This window comes from Streptomyces netropsis (assembly GCF_014203545.1).
Lineage (GTDB): Bacteria > Actinomycetota > Actinomycetes > Streptomycetales > Streptomycetaceae > Streptomyces > Streptomyces netropsis.
Window position 1 is genome coordinate 365,465 of sequence record NZ_JACHJG010000001.1, and the last position, 15,690, is coordinate 381,154.

At 72.2% G+C, this 15,690-nt stretch carries 12 protein-coding genes; 8 read left to right on the forward strand and 4 right to left on the reverse strand.

What is annotated here, in order from left to right:
* Nucleotides 1-250 precede the first annotated feature (250 nt).
* Both FHS38_RS01605 and FHS38_RS01610 read left to right on the forward strand, forming a co-directional pair.
* On the forward strand, nucleotides 251-2,632 hold the full coding sequence (locus FHS38_RS01605) for a ComEC/Rec2 family competence protein (protein WP_184729852.1): 2,382 nt from the start codon (nucleotides 251-253) through the stop codon (nucleotides 2,630-2,632).
* Nucleotides 2,633-2,715: 83 nt separating this feature from the next.
* The gene (locus tag FHS38_RS01610; RefSeq protein ID WP_184729854.1) at nucleotides 2,716-3,495 is read left to right on the forward strand and encodes an arylamine N-acetyltransferase family protein; all 780 of its coding nucleotides are present in this window, start codon (nucleotides 2,716-2,718) and stop codon (nucleotides 3,493-3,495) included.
* Between the two features lie 48 nt (nucleotides 3,496-3,543).
* On the opposite strand, the gene FHS38_RS01615 is transcribed toward FHS38_RS01610, so the two are convergent.
* Complete coding sequence (locus tag FHS38_RS01615) at nucleotides 3,544-3,819, reverse strand: hypothetical protein (RefSeq protein ID WP_229821891.1); 276 nt, start codon at nucleotides 3,817-3,819, stop codon at nucleotides 3,544-3,546.
* A gap of 71 nt (nucleotides 3,820-3,890) precedes the next feature.
* Here FHS38_RS01615 and holA point away from each other — a divergent pair, with 71 nt between their 5' ends.
* Nucleotides 3,891-4,877 (forward strand): DNA polymerase III subunit delta, encoded by a 987-nt coding sequence (gene holA, locus FHS38_RS01620; RefSeq protein WP_184729857.1) that lies wholly within the window; start codon nucleotides 3,891-3,893, stop codon nucleotides 4,875-4,877.
* Nucleotides 4,878-5,530: 653 nt separating this feature from the next.
* On the opposite strand, the gene rpsT is transcribed toward holA, so the two are convergent.
* The gene (gene rpsT, locus FHS38_RS34990) at nucleotides 5,531-5,797 is read right to left on the reverse strand and encodes a 30S ribosomal protein S20 (protein ID WP_087928167.1); all 267 of its coding nucleotides are present in this window, start codon (nucleotides 5,795-5,797) and stop codon (nucleotides 5,531-5,533) included.
* Nucleotides 5,798-6,000: 203 nt separating this feature from the next.
* Between rpsT and lepA the strand changes: the two genes are divergently transcribed.
* From lepA to hemW, 3 genes are all read left to right on the forward strand, one after another.
* Nucleotides 6,001-7,872 carry a translation elongation factor 4 gene (lepA, locus tag FHS38_RS01630; protein WP_308433483.1) on the forward strand — a complete coding sequence of 624 codons (1,872 nt, stop codon included), beginning with the start codon at nucleotides 6,001-6,003 and terminating at the stop codon, nucleotides 7,870-7,872.
* Nucleotides 7,873-8,179: 307 nt separating this feature from the next.
* Nucleotides 8,180-10,069 carry an AMP-dependent synthetase/ligase gene (locus tag FHS38_RS01635; protein ID WP_184729859.1) on the forward strand — a complete coding sequence of 630 codons (1,890 nt, stop codon included), beginning with the start codon at nucleotides 8,180-8,182 and terminating at the stop codon, nucleotides 10,067-10,069.
* Nucleotides 10,070-10,125: 56 nt separating this feature from the next.
* Nucleotides 10,126-11,358 carry a radical SAM family heme chaperone HemW gene (gene hemW / locus FHS38_RS01640; protein WP_184729861.1) on the forward strand — a complete coding sequence of 411 codons (1,233 nt, stop codon included), beginning with the start codon at nucleotides 10,126-10,128 and terminating at the stop codon, nucleotides 11,356-11,358.
* A gap of 57 nt (nucleotides 11,359-11,415) precedes the next feature.
* Here hemW and FHS38_RS01645 read toward each other — a convergent pair whose 3' ends face one another.
* Both FHS38_RS01645 and FHS38_RS01650 read right to left on the reverse strand, forming a co-directional pair.
* The gene (locus FHS38_RS01645) at nucleotides 11,416-12,237 is read right to left on the reverse strand and encodes a DUF3097 domain-containing protein (RefSeq protein ID WP_184729863.1); all 822 of its coding nucleotides are present in this window, start codon (nucleotides 12,235-12,237) and stop codon (nucleotides 11,416-11,418) included.
* 100 nt (nucleotides 12,238-12,337) lie between these two features.
* Entirely contained in the window at nucleotides 12,338-13,075 is a 738-nt protein-coding gene (locus FHS38_RS01650; protein ID WP_184729865.1) for an MBL fold metallo-hydrolase, read from the reverse strand.
* A 174-nt stretch (nucleotides 13,076-13,249) separates the two neighbouring features.
* Here FHS38_RS01650 and hrcA point away from each other — a divergent pair, with 174 nt between their 5' ends.
* Together hrcA and dnaJ are read left to right on the forward strand one after the other, a co-directional pair.
* Complete coding sequence (hrcA, locus tag FHS38_RS01655) at nucleotides 13,250-14,266, forward strand: heat-inducible transcriptional repressor HrcA (RefSeq protein ID WP_184731049.1); 1,017 nt, start codon at nucleotides 13,250-13,252, stop codon at nucleotides 14,264-14,266.
* Nucleotides 14,267-15,403, forward strand: coding sequence for a molecular chaperone DnaJ (gene dnaJ / locus FHS38_RS01660; protein ID WP_184729867.1), 1,137 nt, complete (start codon nucleotides 14,267-14,269; stop codon nucleotides 15,401-15,403).
* Nucleotides 15,404-15,690 lie beyond the last annotated feature (287 nt).

Below are 15,690 nucleotides of genomic sequence, written 5' to 3' on the forward strand. Positions count from 1 at the left end.
GTCGGCCCGCCACGGCCCGGGAGCGGCCTCCGTGGCGGCGGGGCCCGGCGACACGCCTGGAGCGCCTCCGCGGGCCCGGACGGCCGCCTTGCCCGGCGCACCCACCGGCTCCGGCGGCGATCCGGCCCGGGGCGCACCGCCCCGGGCGTCTCGCCCCCGGGCCTCTCGTTCCCGGACCACCGGGCAGGCCCCTTCCCCTGCCGCCGGGCAAGCCCGTGCCCGTCCGGACGGCCCCGCCGATCTGCGGCTGATGGTGCCCGCGCTCGCGGCGTGGGTGGCTGCGGCAGGGGCGTTGACGGCGGACGGGAGCGTGGTCGCCGTCGCCTGTGCGACGGCGGTGGTGGCCGCAGGGGTACTGGTGGCCGTGGCGCGGCGACGGACGGCCGCACGCGTGGGGACGGCGGTCGCGGTGGCGGCCGTACTGCTGTGTGCCGCCGCCGGCGCCGCGGCGGCCGCCCTGCGGGCTGCCGATACGCACCGGGGGCCGCTGCCGGAGCTGGCGCGGCGGTACGGGGAGGCCACCGTCGAGCTGACGGTCGGCACCGATCCCCGGCCCGTCCGTCCGCATGTGCGCGGAGCGGCCCGCACCACACCCGCCGTCGTGTTCGAGGCCGAAGCGGACCGCGTCGTCACCCCGCACGGCACGGTGGCCACCCGCACGCCCGTCCTGCTGATCGCCCCGCGCTCCTGGCTCGGGCTGCTGCCGTCGACCCGGCTCAAGGCCGACGGGAGACTCGCCCCGCCCGCCCGGGAGGGCGACCGTGTCGGCGCCGTGCTCCGCGTCGGAGGCCACCGGCCCCCGCAGGTCGTCGCACCCCCCTCCACGCTCCAGGTCGCCGCCGCCCGGCTGCGGTCGGGCCTGCGCAAGGCCACGGACGGACTCGGGCCGGACGCCCGGGCGCTGCTCCCCGGACTGGTCGTCGGCGACACCGCCCGCATTCCGCCCGATCTCGAGGACGCCTTCCGGGCCACCGACCTGACGCACCTTCTCGCCGTCTCCGGCAGCAACCTCACGATCCTGCTGGTCGTGCTGATCGGACCGCCGTACCTGGCCACCCGCGCCGAGCGCCGTGGGCTCGCCGCCCGGCTCGGGGTGCCGCTGCGGCTCACAGCGCTGCTGGGCGGCGTGCTCGTGCTCGGGTTCGTCATCGTCTGCCGCCCCGAGCCGAGCGTGCTGCGAGCCGCCGCGTGCGGGCTGATCACGCTGTTGGCGATCGGGACGGGCCGGCGCCGCAGCCTGCTGCCCGCGCTGGCGGCGGCCGTGCTGCTGCTCGTCCTCTACGACCCGTGGCTGGCCCGCAGCTACGGCTTCCTGCTCTCCGTCCTGGCCACCGGGGCCCTCCTGACCCTCGCTCCCCGCTGGGGCGACGCGCTGCGGCGACGGGGCGTGCCGGCCCGTGTCGCGGAGGTCCTCGCGGCGGCAGCGGCCGCGCAGGCCGTGTGCGCGCCCGTGATCGCCGTGCTGGCGGCACGCGTCAGCCTGGTGGCCGTCCCCTGCAATCTCCTGGCCGAGCCGGCCGTCGCGCCCGCCACCGTCCTCGGCTTCGCCGCACTCGCCGTGACCCCGCTCGCGCCGCCCGTCGCCGAGGGGCTCGCGCAGGTCGCCGGCTGGCCCGCGTCCTGGATCGCGACGGTGGCCCGCACCGGGGCGGAACTGCCCGGCGCGGAGCTCGGCTGGCCGGGCGGGTGGCCGGGCGGCCTGGCGCTGGCCGCGGCCACCGCCGTCGCCGCGCTCGCCGCCCGCAGGCTGATCCGCCGCCCCTGGGCGTGCGCGGGCTGCGCCCTGCTCCTGCTGGTCGCCGTCGTCCGCCCGGCCCCGCTGACCCGGGTCGTCACCGGCTGGCCGCCGCCCGACTGGCGGCTGGTGGCCTGTGACGTGGGCCAAGGGGACGCCTTGGTCCTCGCCGCGGGCAGCGGCACCGCCCTCGTCGTGGACGCCGGGCCCGAGCCACGGGCCGTCGACCACTGCCTGCGCGCGCTGGGCGTCGACAAGGTGCCGCTCCTGTTGCTGACCCACTATCACGCCGACCACGTCGACGGGCTGCCCGGCGTGCTGCGTGGCCGCGCGGTCGGCGTGATCCAGGCGACGCCGTTGGCCGAGCCGCCGGGCCAGGCCGCGTTCGTGCGCCGCGAGGCCGGGCGGGCGGGGGTCCCCGTCGTCGCCGCGGCGCCGGGGGAGCGGCGCCGCCTGGGAGACCTGTCGTGGGAAGTGCTGTGGCCACCGCCCCGGGGCACGTCCTTCGTGGCGGAGGAGGGACCCAACGACGCCAGCGTCACCCTCCTCGTACGCACCGCCGGGCTCACCCTCCTGCTGCTCGGTGACCTCGAACCACCCGCTCAGCGGGCCCTGGCGGAAGCCCACCCTGACCTGCCACCGGTGGACGTCCTCAAGGTCGCGCACCACGGATCCGCCTACCAGGACCCGCAGTTGATACGCGGCCTCCACCCACGGCTGGCGCTGATCTCGGCGGGCGCCGACAACCCGTACGGCCATCCCTCGCCTCGCACGGTCGAAGCCCTCCGCTCCCAGGGCGCGGTGGTTCTGCGGACCGACACCGACGGCCCGGTCGCGGTGACCGGCGCGGCCACCGCCGTCGGAGGGGGAAAGGCGAGGTCGGCGGGGCGGAGATGACCCGAAGACCCAGTGGGGGGACTCCGTCGGACGTAGGTCTGTGGGCTGATGCCACATCAGCTCGCATGAGGCATAACTGATCCATGGATGCGATCAACACCGATGCCTATCTCCGCCGGATCGACGCGACCCGGCCCACCGCCCCCGACGCGGACGCCCTCCGTGACCTGTGCCTGCGTCACCTGAGAGCGGTGCCCTTCGAAAACCTGTCCATTCATCTCGGTGAGGAGATCGTGCTCGACGGCAAGGCTCTCGTCGACAAGATCGTGCACGGTCGGCGGGGCGGCTTCTGTTACGAACTCAACGGCGCCTTCGCCGAGCTGCTGACCGCGCTCGGCTACCCCGTGACGCTGCTCGCCGGGCGGGTCATGGGGGAGGAGGGGCTCGGCGTGCCGTACGACCACCTGGTGCTGCGCGTCGAGACGCCCGAGCCCTGGCTGGTCGACGTCGGGTTCGGCCGGAACAGCCACCACCCCCTGAGCCTCACCGAGCGGGGCGACCAGAGCGACCCGGGAGGGGTGTTCCGGATCGCCGAGACCGAGGAAGGAGACCTCGACGTCTTCCAGGGCGACGTGCTGATCTACCGGATAGATCAGCGCCCCCGGCAGCTCACCGAGTTCGAGTGCGCCTGCTGGTGGCACCGCACCTCGCCGAAGTCCCACTTCACCCGGAACCTGGTGTGCTCCCGGCTCACCGAGAACGGCCGGGTCACGATCAGCGACCGTACGCTCGTGATCACCGGTGCCTCGGGCAGGCGGGACCGGACGCTGGCCGAGGACGAGATCCTGCCCGCCTACCGGACGCACTTCGGCATCGACCTGGACCGGGTGCCCGAAGTCCGCGCCACCCCGTCGGCCCGGTAGGCCCGAAGCGGCGAGGACCGCCGCGCCCGGAAGACCGCCACCCCGCCGCTACTCCGCTTCGAGCCAGCCCTCGTACTCCTCGGCGAGCGCGCGCAGTGCGGCGGGGTCCAGGGCGCCGCGCGGGTCGTCGACGACGACGACCCACTGGGCGTCCTCGGCGTCGTCCTCCCCGGCGAGGGCGTCGCGCACGAGTGGGGGCTCCTCCGTCAGACCGAACCGCTGCACGGCTTCGACGGCCACCTCCTCGGCGGCGTCGCGGTCGGGGAGCACCAGCAGGTGCCGGACGGGATCGGAGGCTTGGAAAGAGATGGGAGTGCTGCTCACCCGCCCATTGTGCGTCATATCCGGTCCGCCGCACGGGGAGCGTGTCAGTGGCGCGTGGGATGCTGGACGCGATGGCCAGGAAGACTGCAACCGACGACCCGCTCGCTCCCCTCACGATCGCCGTGGGCCAGGAGGATCTGCTCCTCGACCGCGCGGTGCGGGAGGTGGTGACGGCGGCCCGCGCCGCCGACGCGGACACCGATGTGCGCGACCTCATGCCCGACGCGCTCCAGCCCGGCACGCTCGCCCAGCTGACCAGCCCGTCGCTGTTCGCCGAGCGCAAGGTCGTGATCGTGCGCAACGCCCACGACCTGTCGGCGGACACGATCAAGGACGTGAAGAATTACCTCGGCTCGCCCGCCGAGGAGATCACCCTGGTCCTCCTGCACGCCGGTGGCGCCAAGGGCAAGGGCCTGCTGGACGCGGCGCGCAAGGCGGGGGCCCGGGAGGTCGCCTGCCCGAAGATGACCAAGCCGGCGGACCGGCTGGCGTTCGTCCGGTCGGAGTTCCGGGTGACGGGCCGCTCCGCGACGCCCGAGGCCTGCCAGTCCCTGGTGGATGCGATCGGCAGCGATCTGCGCGAGCTGGCGAGCGCCTGCGCGCAGCTCGTCGCCGACATCGAGGGCACCATCGACGAGGCCGTCGTCGCCCGCTACTACACGGGCCGCGCCGAGGCCTCCAGCTTCACCGTCGCCGACCGCGCCGTGGAGGGCCGGGCGGCCGAGGCGCTGGAGGCACTGCGCTGGGCGATGTCGACCGGCGTCGCCCCGGTGCTGATCACGAGCGCGCTCGCCCAGGGCGTGCGGTCGATCGGCAAGCTGGCCTCCGCCCCGCGCGGTGCCCGCCCCGCCGATCTGGCCCGTGAGCTGGGCATGCCGCCGTGGAAGATCGACCGGGTGCGGCAGCAGATGCGCGGCTGGTCGGCGGACGGCGTCGCGGCGGCCCTGACCGCCGTCGCCGAGGCCGACGCGGGCGTCAAGGGCGGCGGTGACGATCCGGAGTACGCGCTGGAGAAGGCCGTCGTGGCCGTCGCCCGAGCGGCCCGCAGCCGTTCGTAGCCTTGCGGCAGCCTTCGTGGCCTTGCGGCAGCCCCGCGGCGGTTCGTAGCCCTGCGGCCGTTCGACACGGGGTGGACCTGCGATCGGCCGGCCGTCGGTCGGCGGCGGTACAGGCCGTTGTCACCCGGTAGCCCCGCAGCGGGTCGCCCTTCCGGTCCACGGGTTCACCGGATCAGTTCGTCCGGCCATCGGCAGACCCCGGCCGGCCGTCGGTCGGCAGCGATACGGGCCCGTCGTCCCTCGGTACCCCCGCAGCGGGTCGTCCCCCGGTTCACGGGTTCATCCATCCGGCCATCGACAGACCCGGCCGGCCGCCGGTCGGCAGCGATACGGGTCCCTCGTCACCCAGCGGAGCGTCCCGCACCTGCCAGGGACCGGCCCGACCAACCCGGGCCGGTCGCCCGTTACCCCGAACGGCCCTCACCCAGCCCCGAACGGCCGAAGGCCCCGTGCCGCCCTGGGGAAGGGCAGGCACGGGGCCTTCGATATCGAACCGTCGAGCCGTGAGGCTCAGTGCGCCGCACCCGCGTGGCGAACGCAGGCCGCGTGCGGCGCGCATCGCAGCCTGGCTGCGATGGGGTGCCGGGACGGCGCGGTAGAGAGGGTCCGCGGAGTCCGTACCGACGGGGTGGGGCTCACGCCCCGGAATGGCTTCAGGCCTTGAGGGCAGCAGCCTGCTTGGCCAGCGCCGACTTCTTGTTGGCGGCGGCGTTCTTGTGCAGGACACCCTTGCTGGCGGCCTTGTCGAGCTTCTTGCCGGCCGCGGCAACCGCGGCGGTGGCCTTCTCGACGTCGCCGGCGAGCAGGGCCTCACGGGCCGCGCGGACAGCGGTCTTGACCGAGGACTTGACGGCCTTGTTGCGCAGGCGCGCCTTCTCGTTGGTCTTGTTCCGCTTGATCTGGGACTTGATGTTCGCCACGAAAGAGCCTTTTCAGCTTCGTCGGATTTCGATGAGCACCCCGGCCCGAGAGGGCACGAGGCACAGTGGACCAGGCTACCAGCAGCCACGACGGGCTCCCAAACCGGACCGAGGTCGCCGGTCATGGGACGATGGGGGGACGTATAAACCGCGACTCCCGCCGAGACCGCGTTCAAACGCCGAAGTCACCGAATGGACCTTGCGTGCCCGCGACCCCTACCAACGTGCCGGAGCCGAGCCGTACCGACCCGGCTCTGATCCGTAACTTCTGCATCATCGCGCACATCGACCATGGCAAGTCGACGCTCGCCGACCGGATGCTCCAGCTGACCGGCGTGGTCGACTCGCGGCAGATGCGCGCACAGTACCTCGACCGGATGGACATCGAGCGCGAGCGCGGCATCACGATCAAGTCCCAGGCGGTCCGCCTGCCCTGGGCGCCCACCGAGGGCGAGGAGACGGGGCAGACCCACATCCTCAACATGATCGACACGCCGGGCCACGTGGACTTCACCTATGAGGTCTCGCGTTCGCTCGCCGCCTGCGAGGGCTGCATCCTCCTCGTGGACGCGGCCCAGGGCATCGAGGCCCAGACCCTCGCCAACCTGTACCTGGCGATGGAGAACGACCTCACGATCATCCCGGTCCTCAACAAGATCGACCTGCCGGCCGCGCAGCCCGAGAAGTTCGCCGCCGAGCTGGCGCACCTGATCGGCTGCGACCCCTCCGACGTGCTCAAGGTCTCCGCGAAGACCGGCGTCGGCGTCGACGAGCTGCTCAACGAGGTCGTCAAGCAGGTCCCGCCCCCGGTCGGCGTCAAGGACGCCCCGGCCCGCGCGATGATCTTCGACTCGGTCTATGACTCCTACCGCGGCGTGGTCACCTACGTCAGGGTCGTGGACGGCGAGCTGAAGAAGCGCGAGCGCATCAAGATGATGTCGACCGGCGCCACCCACGAGCTGCTGGAGATCGGTGTCTCCTCGCCCGAGATGACGGCCTCCGACGGCCTCGGCGTCGGTGAGGTGGGCTACATCATCACCGGTGTGAAGGACGTCCGGCAGTCCAAGGTCGGTGACACGATCACCTCCCTGCACAACGGCGCCACCGAGGCCCTGGGCGGCTACAAGGACCCCAAGCCGATGGTGTTCTCGGGCCTGTACCCGCTGGACGGCTCGGACTACCCGGAGCTGCGCGAGGCGCTGGACAAGCTCCAGCTCAACGACGCCGCCCTCGTCTACGAGCCGGAGACCTCGGCCGCCCTCGGCTTCGGTTTCCGCGTCGGCTTCCTCGGTCTGCTGCACCTGGACGTGGTCCGCGAGCGCCTCGAGCGCGAGTTCGGCCTCGACCTGATCGCCACCGCGCCCAACGTGGTCTACCGCGTGGTGATGGAGGACGGCACCGAGCACATCGTCACCAACCCGAGCGAGTTCCCCGAGGGCAAGATCGCCGAGGTGCACGAGCCGGTGGTCAAGTCGACCGTCCTCGCGCCCAATGAGTTCGTCGGCGCGATCATGGAGCTGTGCCAGTCCCGCCGCGGCTCGCTGCTGGGCATGGACTACCTCTCCGAGGACCGCGTCGAGCTGCGCTACACCCTCCCGCTCGCGGAGATCGTCTTCGACTTCTTCGACCAGCTGAAGTCCAAGACGCGCGGCTACGCCTCGCTCGACTACGAGCCCACCGGCGAGCAGCAGGCCAGCCTGGTCAAGGTCGACATCCTGCTGCACGGCGACAAGGTGGACGCGTTCTCCGCGGTCACGCACAAGGACAAGGCGTACGCGTACGGCGTGCGGCTCGTCGCCAAGCTGCGCGAGCTGATCCCGCGGCAGAACTTCGAGGTGCCGATCCAGGCCGCCATCGGCTCGCGCGTCATCGCGCGTGAGACGGTCCGCGCGATCCGCAAGGACGTGCTCGCCAAGTGCTACGGCGGCGACATCTCCCGTAAGCGCAAGCTGCTGGAGAAGCAGAAGGAAGGCAAGAAGCGGATGAAGATGGTCGGCAGCGTGGAGGTCCCCCAGGAGGCCTTCATCGCGGTGCTGTCCACCGACTCCGACGGCGCGGAGAAGGGCAAGAAGTAGCCTCCGCGTGAACGGGAAGTAGCCGCGGCGGCTCCCGCCGCCCGGCCGAAAGGCGCCCGCCCCCTCGGGGGGACGGGCGCCTTTTCGTGCGTCCGCGCCCCGGTACGGTCCGGAACCCGCGCCCGATTCGGACCGGAAAAGGGCTGCTCCGGAGTGGTGTGTGCATATGACACTCACCACTGTGGTCACAGCTTGAACCCGTCGTCCACAGCCCCTTACGTGGTGACGGTGCGGGCTCTACTCTGATCACAGTTTGGAAGGTTACTCACGAGTCACCACAGCGAAGTGCGGGCCCCCGGAGGATGCCGTGACCGAGACACAGACTTTGATCGAGAGCCGGCCGCCCTCCGTGGCGACCCTCTTCCTCGACCGTGTCGGGGCGACCCCGGACGCGGAGGCGTACCGCTACCCGGTGCCCGCCGCCTCCGGCGAGGGTCCCGACACCTGGGCCTCGCTCACCTGGGGCGGCGCGGCCGAGCGGGTCTTCGCCATCGCCGCCGGCCTCCTTGACCTCGGGGTGCGCCCCGAGGAGCGGGTCGCGCTCGCCTGTTCCACCCGGGTGGAGTGGATCCTGGCCGACCTCGGCGTGCTCTGCGCCGGCACCGCGACCACCACGATCTACCCCAGCACCAACGTCGACGAGACGGCCTTCATCCTCTCCGACTCGGAGAGCAGGGTGCTCATCGCCGAGGACGCCGCACAGCTCACCAAGGCCCGGCAGCGGCGGGCCGAGCTGCCCGACCTCGCCCATGTCGTCGTGATCAACGCCGAGGACGCCGTCCCCGCCGACGGCGACCCCGAGGGCTGGGTGCTTTCCCTGGCGGAGCTGGAGCGGCGTGGCGCCGAGCATCTGCGCAAGCACCCCGACGCCGTGCGGGACAGCGTGGGCGCCCTGCGCGCCGACCAGCTCGCCACCCTCATCTACACCTCCGGCACCACCGGCCGCCCCAAGGGCGTACGGCTGCCGCACGACTGCTGGTCGTACATGGCCCGGGCGATCCAGGCCACCGACCTGGTGCTCCCCGACGACGTGCAGTACCTGTGGCTGCCGCTCGCGCACGTCTTCGGCAAGGTGCTGACCGCCGGGCAGATCAGCGTCGGACACGTCACGGCCGTCGACGGCCGGGTCGACAAGATCATCGATAATCTGCCGATCGTCCGGCCCACGTACATGGCCGCCGTGCCGCGCGTCTTCGAGAAGGTCTACAACGGCGTCGCGGCCAAGGCCCGCGCGGGCGGCGGTGCCAAGTACAAGATCTTCCAGTGGGCCGCGGAGGTCGCCCGCGAGTACGCCAAGGTCACGCAGGACAACTACCGCCGCACCGGGAACAAGACCGCCCCCTTCGGGCTCGCCGCCAAGCACAAGGTCGCCGACGCCCTCGTCTACTCCAAGATCCGTGAGGCGTTCGGCGGGCGGATGCGCGCCTGCGTCTCCGGCGCGTCCGCCCTCGCCCCCGAGATCGGTTACTTCTTCTCCGGCGCCGGCATCCACATCCTGGAGGGCTACGGCCTCACCGAGACCAGCGCCGCCAGCTTCGTCAACCCCGGCGAGGCGTACCGCACCGGCACGGTCGGCAAGCCGCTGCCCGGCACGGAGGTCCGCATCGCGGACGACGGCGAGATCCTGCTGCGCGGCCCCGGCGTCATGGAGGGCTACCACGGCCAGCCCGAGAAGACGGCGGAGGTGCTGGAGTCCGACGGCTGGTTCCACACCGGCGACATCGGCGAGCTGTCCCCGGACGGCTTCCTGAGGATCACCGACCGGAAGAAGGACCTGATCAAGACCTCGGGTGGCAAGTACGTCGCGCCGGCCGAGGTGGAAGGCCAGTTCAAGGCCGTCTGCCCGTTCGTCTCCAACATCCTGGTGTACGGGGCGGACCGTAACTTCTGCACCGCCCTCATCGCGCTCGACGAGCCGACGCTGATGTCCTGGGCCTCGGAGCACGGCCTGGCGGGCAAGTCGTACGCCGACGTGGTCGCCACCAAGGAGGCCGAGGAGCTGATCGAAGGCTATGTGCGGCGGCTGAACGAGGGCCTCCAGCGCTGGCAGACGATCAAGAAGTTCCGGCTGCTGCCGCGCGACCTGGACGTCGAGCACGGCGAGCTGACCCCGAGCCTCAAGCTCAAGCGGCCGGTGGTGGAGCGGGAGTACAAGGCCCTGATCGAGGAGATGTACGAGGGGGCCAGGGAGGGCTGAGACGGGGCCCGCCCTCGCCGGGCGGGCTTACCGGCGGCATGCCGGACAATGGACGCATGCCTTCCGTACTGCCTGATGGTGAGCCCATGCCCGAGGACGGGGCCCTGCCCCGGCACGCCCTGGAGGGCTCGGGAGCACGGCCCCTCGGGTTCTATCTGCACGTGCCGTACTGCGCGACACGCTGCGGGTACTGCGACTTCAACACCTACACCGCCAGTGAGCTGCGCGGCTCCGGTGGCGCGCTGGCCTCCCGGGACAACTACGCCGACACCCTCACGGAGGAGATCCGGCTCGCGCGGAAGGTGCTGGGCGACGACCCCCGCCCCGTGGAGACCGTCTTCGTCGGCGGCGGCACACCGACCCTGCTGCCCGCCGCCGACCTCGTACGGATGCTGGCCGCGATCCGCGACGAGTTCGGCTTCGCCGAGGGCGCGGAGATCACCACCGAGGCCAACCCGGAGTCCGTCGACCCGCGCTATCTGGCCGAGCTGCGCGAGGGCGGCTTCAACCGGATCTCCTTCGGCATGCAGAGCGCACGGCAGCACGTCCTGAAGATCCTGGACCGCAACCACACCCCGGGCCGCCCGGAGGCGTGCGTCGCCGAGGCCCGGGCAGCCGGCTTCGAGCACGTCAACCTGGACCTGATCTACGGCACACCGGGTGAGTCCGACGACGACTGGCGGGCCTCCCTGTCCGCCGCGATCGGCGCGGGCCCGGACCACGTCTCGGCCTACGCCCTGATCGTCGAGGAGGGCACCCAGCTCGCCCGGCGCATCCGCCGCGGCGAGGTCCCGATGACCGACGACGACGTCCACGCCGACCGCTATCTCATCGCCGAGGAGATGCTCACCGCCGCCGGCTTCGGCTGGTACGAGGTCTCGAACTGGGCCACCACCGAGGCCGGCCGCTGCCGCCACAACGAGCTGTACTGGCGCGGCGCCGACTGGTGGGGCGCGGGCCCCGGGGCGCACTCCCACGTGGGGGGCGTGCGGTGGTGGAACGTCAAGCACCCGGGCGCGTACGCCCAGGCCCTGTCCGAGGGCCGCTCGCCGGGCGCGGGCCGCGAGGTCCTGCCGGACGAGGACCGGCGCGTGGAGCGCATCCTGCTGGAGCTGCGGCTGATCGACGGCTGCCCGCTGTCCCTACTGGCCCCGGCAGGCGCGGCCGCCGCGGCACGCGCCCTGGCGGACGGCCTGCTCCAGACGGGTCCGTACGAGGAGGGGCGCGCGGTGCTGACGCTGCGCGGGCGGCTGCTGGCGGACGCGGTGGTGCGGGACCTGGTGGACTGAGATGCCGGGGCTCCGCCCCGGACCCCGGTCCTCAAACGCCGGACGGGCTGAAAATTCTTAGGGCACCGTCACGAAATCGATCAACTCCTCGACCCGCCCCAAGAGCTCCGGCTCAAGATCCTTGTACGAGCGCACGCTCGAAAGGATCCGCTGCCAGGCGGCCCCCGTGTTCTCCGGCCAGCCCAGGGCCCGGCACACGCCCGTCTTCCAGTCCTCACCGCGCGGCACGCGCGGCCAGGCCGCGATGCCCACCGAGGACGGCTTCACCGCCTCCCACACGTCGATGTACGGGTGGCCGACGACCAGCACGTCCTCGCCCGTGACCTGCGCCGCGATCCGCGATTCCTTGGAGCCCGGCACGAGGTGGTCCACCAGGACCCCCAGGCGCGCGTCCGGGGCGGGGGCGAAGGAGCGGACGATGGCGGGGAGGTCGTCGACGCCCTCCAGGTACTCCACGACGACGCCCTCGATGCGCAGGTCGTCACCCCACACCCGCTCCACGAGCTCCGCGTCGTGCCGCCCCTCGACGTAGATGCGCCCGGCGCGGGCCACCCGCGCCCGTGCCCCGGGCACGGCCACCGAACCGGAGGCGGTCCGCCGGGGCGCGCGGGGGCTCTGCGGGCCGGGGCGTACGAGCGTGACGACCCGGCCCTCCAGCAGGAAGCCGCGCGGCTCCATCGGGAAGACCCGGTGCTTGCCGAAGCGGTCCTCCAGGGTGACCGTCGGGCCCTGCGCCGTCTTCTCGCAGCGGATCACGGCCCCGCAGAAGCCCGTGGTGACCTCCTCGACCACGAGATCGGGGTCGGCCGGGACCTCGGGAGCGGGGGCGGTCTTCTTCCACGGAGGGGTCAGGTCGGGGCCGTACTGTCTGCTGCGCATGGAGCCGTTCCGGTCGGGGGATCCGGGGTCCGGGGTGCCCGGAAGTGCGCGACCTCTGCCGCGCACCAGCCCGACCATAGGAAAAACCGCGCTACAGGCGTTACGACACGCCGAAACGCAGCGCGAGCGCGTCACGTTGCGCCCGGACAAACCCGGCATCCACCACCGCGCCGTGGCCCGGCACGTAGATCGCGTCCTCGCCGCCGAGCGCCAGCAGCGCGTCCAGCGCCGCGGGCCACTGCGCGGGGTAGGCGTCCCCGCCCGCCTGCGGTTCCCCGGACTCCTCGACCAGATCCCCGCAGAAGACGACCTCGGGAGCGCCGCCGGAGTCGGTGACCAGCACCACCAGGTCGTGCCCCGTGTGCCCGGGCCCGACGTCGGCGAGCAGCACCCGACGGCCGCCGCCCAGGTCCAGGGTCAGCTCGCCGGAGACCAGATGGTGCGGCCGTACGAGCAGATCGGCGGCCTCCTCGGCGGCGTCGGCGTCCACCCCCTGCCGCACCGCGCTCGTGCGCACCTCTTCCCCGTCGCGGAGCGCCACGTCGATGCCCATCGCCCCGTAGACCTGCACACCCGCGAAGGCGGCGGTCCCCAGTACGTGATCGAAGTGCGCGTGCGTGAGAGCGATATGCGTCACGCGGCGGCCGAACAGCTCCTCGACCTCCCGACGGATCTCCGCGCCCTCCCGCAGGGACGATCCGGTGTCCACGAGCAGCACCCCGGAAGGCCCGGCGACGGCCCCGATCGTGCAGTCCCAGACCGGCATCCTGCGGCGTGCGATCCCCGGCGCGAGCGGCTCCCAGCGCTCCCGCGCGCCCCGTTCCCCATGATTTTCCATACCGAGACGCTAGCCGGAGCACGGTACGGTTTGCCCGCCAGGGAGGCGCGCGGCGGGACGGCCCTTGCCCTGGCCGTAGTACCCGGCCGTACACTGGCGGGAGGGATTTGGCACTCGTGACCTTCGAGTGCCAGGGACGACCCCGTGAGACGGCTGGACAGGGAGGTGCGCGCGGTGCTGAGCGAACGAAGGCTCGAGGTGTTGCGCGCCATCGTCCAGGATTACGTGGGCACCGAGGAGCCCGTCGGCTCCAAGGCCCTCACCGAGCGGCACCGGCTGGGCGTGTCCCCGGCCACCGTGCGCAACGACATGGCCGCGCTGGAGGACGAGGGCTTCATCGCCCAGCCCCACACGAGCGCGGGCCGCATCCCGACCGACAAGGGCTACCGGCTTTTCGTCGACAAGCTGGCCGGCGTCAAGCCGCTGTCCTCGCCCGAGCGGCGCGCGATCCAGAACTTCCTGGACGGCGCCGTCGACCTGGACGACGTCGTGGCGCGCACGGTCCGGCTGCTGGCGCAGCTGACCCGTCAGGTCGCCGTGGTGCAGTACCCGTCGCTGACCCGTTCGACGGTGCGGCATGTGGAATTGCTCTCACTCGCCCCGGCCCGCGTGATGCTCGTGCTGATCACGGACACCGGACGCGTCGAGCAGCGCATGGTCGACTGCCCGGCGCCGATCGGCGAGACCTCGCTCGCGGACCTGCGGGCGCGGCTCAACAGCCGTGTCGTGGGACGGCGGTTCGCGGATGTGCCGCAGCTGGTGCAGGACCTTCCCGAGTCCTTCGAGCAGGACGACCGAGGAACCGTTTCTACGGTGCTCGCGACCCTGCTGGAGACCCTGGTCGAGGAGACCGAGGAACGGCTGATGATCGGCGGCACCGCCAATCTCACCCGTTTCGGGCACGACTTCCCGCTGACGATCCGGCCCGTGCTGGAGGCGTTGGAGGAGCAGGTCGTGCTGCTCAAGCTCCTGGGCGAGGCCAAGGACTCGGGCATGACCGTTCGTATCGGTCATGAGAACGCTCACGAGGGACTGACCTCCACATCGGTCGTGGCCGTCGGATACGGTTCGGGCGACGAGGCAGTCGCCAAACTCGGCGTGGTCGGACCGACCCGCATGGACTACCCCGGAACGATGGGAGCGGTACGCGCAGTGGCACGTTACGTCGGACAGATCCTGGCGGAGTCGTAAGTGGCCACGGACTACTACGCGGTCCTGGGCGTACGGCGTGATGCCTCGCAGGACGAGATCAAGAAGGCCTTCCGCCGCCTCGCCCGCGAGCTGCACCCGGACGTCAATCCGGACCCCAAGACGCAGGAGCGGTTCAAGGAGATCAACGCCGCTTACGAGGTGCTCTCCGACCCGCAGAAGAAGCAGGTCTACGACCTCGGCGGCGACCCGCTGTCCTCCTCGGGCGGCGCCGGTGGCGCGGGTGGCTTCGGCGCCGGCTTCGGCAACTTCTCCGACATCATGGACGCCTTCTTCGGACAGGCCTCGCAGCGCGGCCCCCGGTCGCGCACGCGGCGTGGCCAGGACGCCATGATCCGGCTCGAAGTGACCCTCGACGAGGCCGCCTTCGGTACGACCAAGGAGATCCAGGTCGACACGGCCGTCGTCTGCACCACGTGCAGCGGCGAGGGCGCGGCCCCCGGCACGTCCGCCCAGACCTGTGACATGTGCCGCGGTCGCGGCGAGGTCTCGCAGGTCACCCGGTCCTTCCTCGGCCAGGTCATGACCTCCCGGCCGTGCCCGCAGTGCCAGGGCTTCGGCACCGTGGTGCCGACCCCGTGCCCGGAGTGCGCCGGCGACGGCCGCGTACGGTCGCGGCGGACCCTGACCGTGAAGATCCCCGCCGGTGTCGACAACGGCACCCGCATCCAGCTCGCGGGCGAGGGCGAGGTCGGCCCCGGCGGCGGACCGGCCGGTGACCTGTACGTGGAGATCCACGAGATCCCGCACAGCACGTTCCAGCGGCGCGGCGACGATCTGCACTGCACGGTCACCATCCCGATGACGGCCGCGGCCCTCGGCACGAAGGTGCCGCTGGAGACCCTGGACGGCATCGAGGAGATCGACATCCGGCCCGGTACCCAGTCCGGCCAGTCGATCCCGCTGCACCAGCGCGGCGTCACGCACCTGCGCGGCGGCGGCCGCGGCGACCTCGTCGTGCACGTCGAGGTGACCACCCCCGCCAAGCTCGACCCGCAGCAGGAGGACCTGCTGCGGCAGCTCGCGAAGCTGCGTGGCGAGGAGCGTCCGATGGGCGAGTTCAAGCCGGGGCAGCAGGGGCTGTTCTCGCGACTGAAGGACGCGTTCAACGGGCGGTAGGCGTCTGGCTGGGGGTTCCGGGGGTTGTCCCCCGGGCCGGCACAGTCCCAAGCTTGATCGACGCGTTCGGGCTTGGCCCGCGACGCACAGCTCGTAGTCGACTCCACGTCGGGCCGGGGCATTCGCCCCGGCCCGACGTGCGTTTCCGAGGGGCCGGCGTCAACGCCCGTTCCCCGTAAGCCAATACGCGGTGCGGTCGCGACCGCCGGTCGGGCCCACACCCGTACGGGTGGAGTCGGAGGTGCGGCCCCGGGGACGGGATCGGCGGCCGGGTTCGATTCGGCGCC

Bases quoted from the DNA above. Each gene is read 5' to 3' on its own strand.
- FHS38_RS01605 (WP_184729852.1), top strand. From the start codon at position 251: ATGGTGCCCGCGCTCGCGGCGTGGGTGGCTGCGGCAGGGGCGTTGACG.
- FHS38_RS01610 (WP_184729854.1), top strand. From the start codon at position 2,716: ATGGATGCGATCAACACCGATGCCTATCTCCGCCGGATCGACGCGACC.
- holA (WP_184729857.1), top strand. From the start codon at position 3,891: ATGGCCAGGAAGACTGCAACCGACGACCCGCTCGCTCCCCTCACGATC.
- hemW (WP_184729861.1), top strand. From the start codon at position 10,126: ATGCCTTCCGTACTGCCTGATGGTGAGCCCATGCCCGAGGACGGGGCC.
- FHS38_RS01645 (WP_184729863.1), bottom strand. From the start codon at position 12,237: ATGCGCAGCAGACAGTACGGCCCCGACCTGACCCCTCCGTGGAAGAAG.
- FHS38_RS01650 (WP_184729865.1), bottom strand. From the start codon at position 13,075: ATGGAAAATCATGGGGAACGGGGCGCGCGGGAGCGCTGGGAGCCGCTC.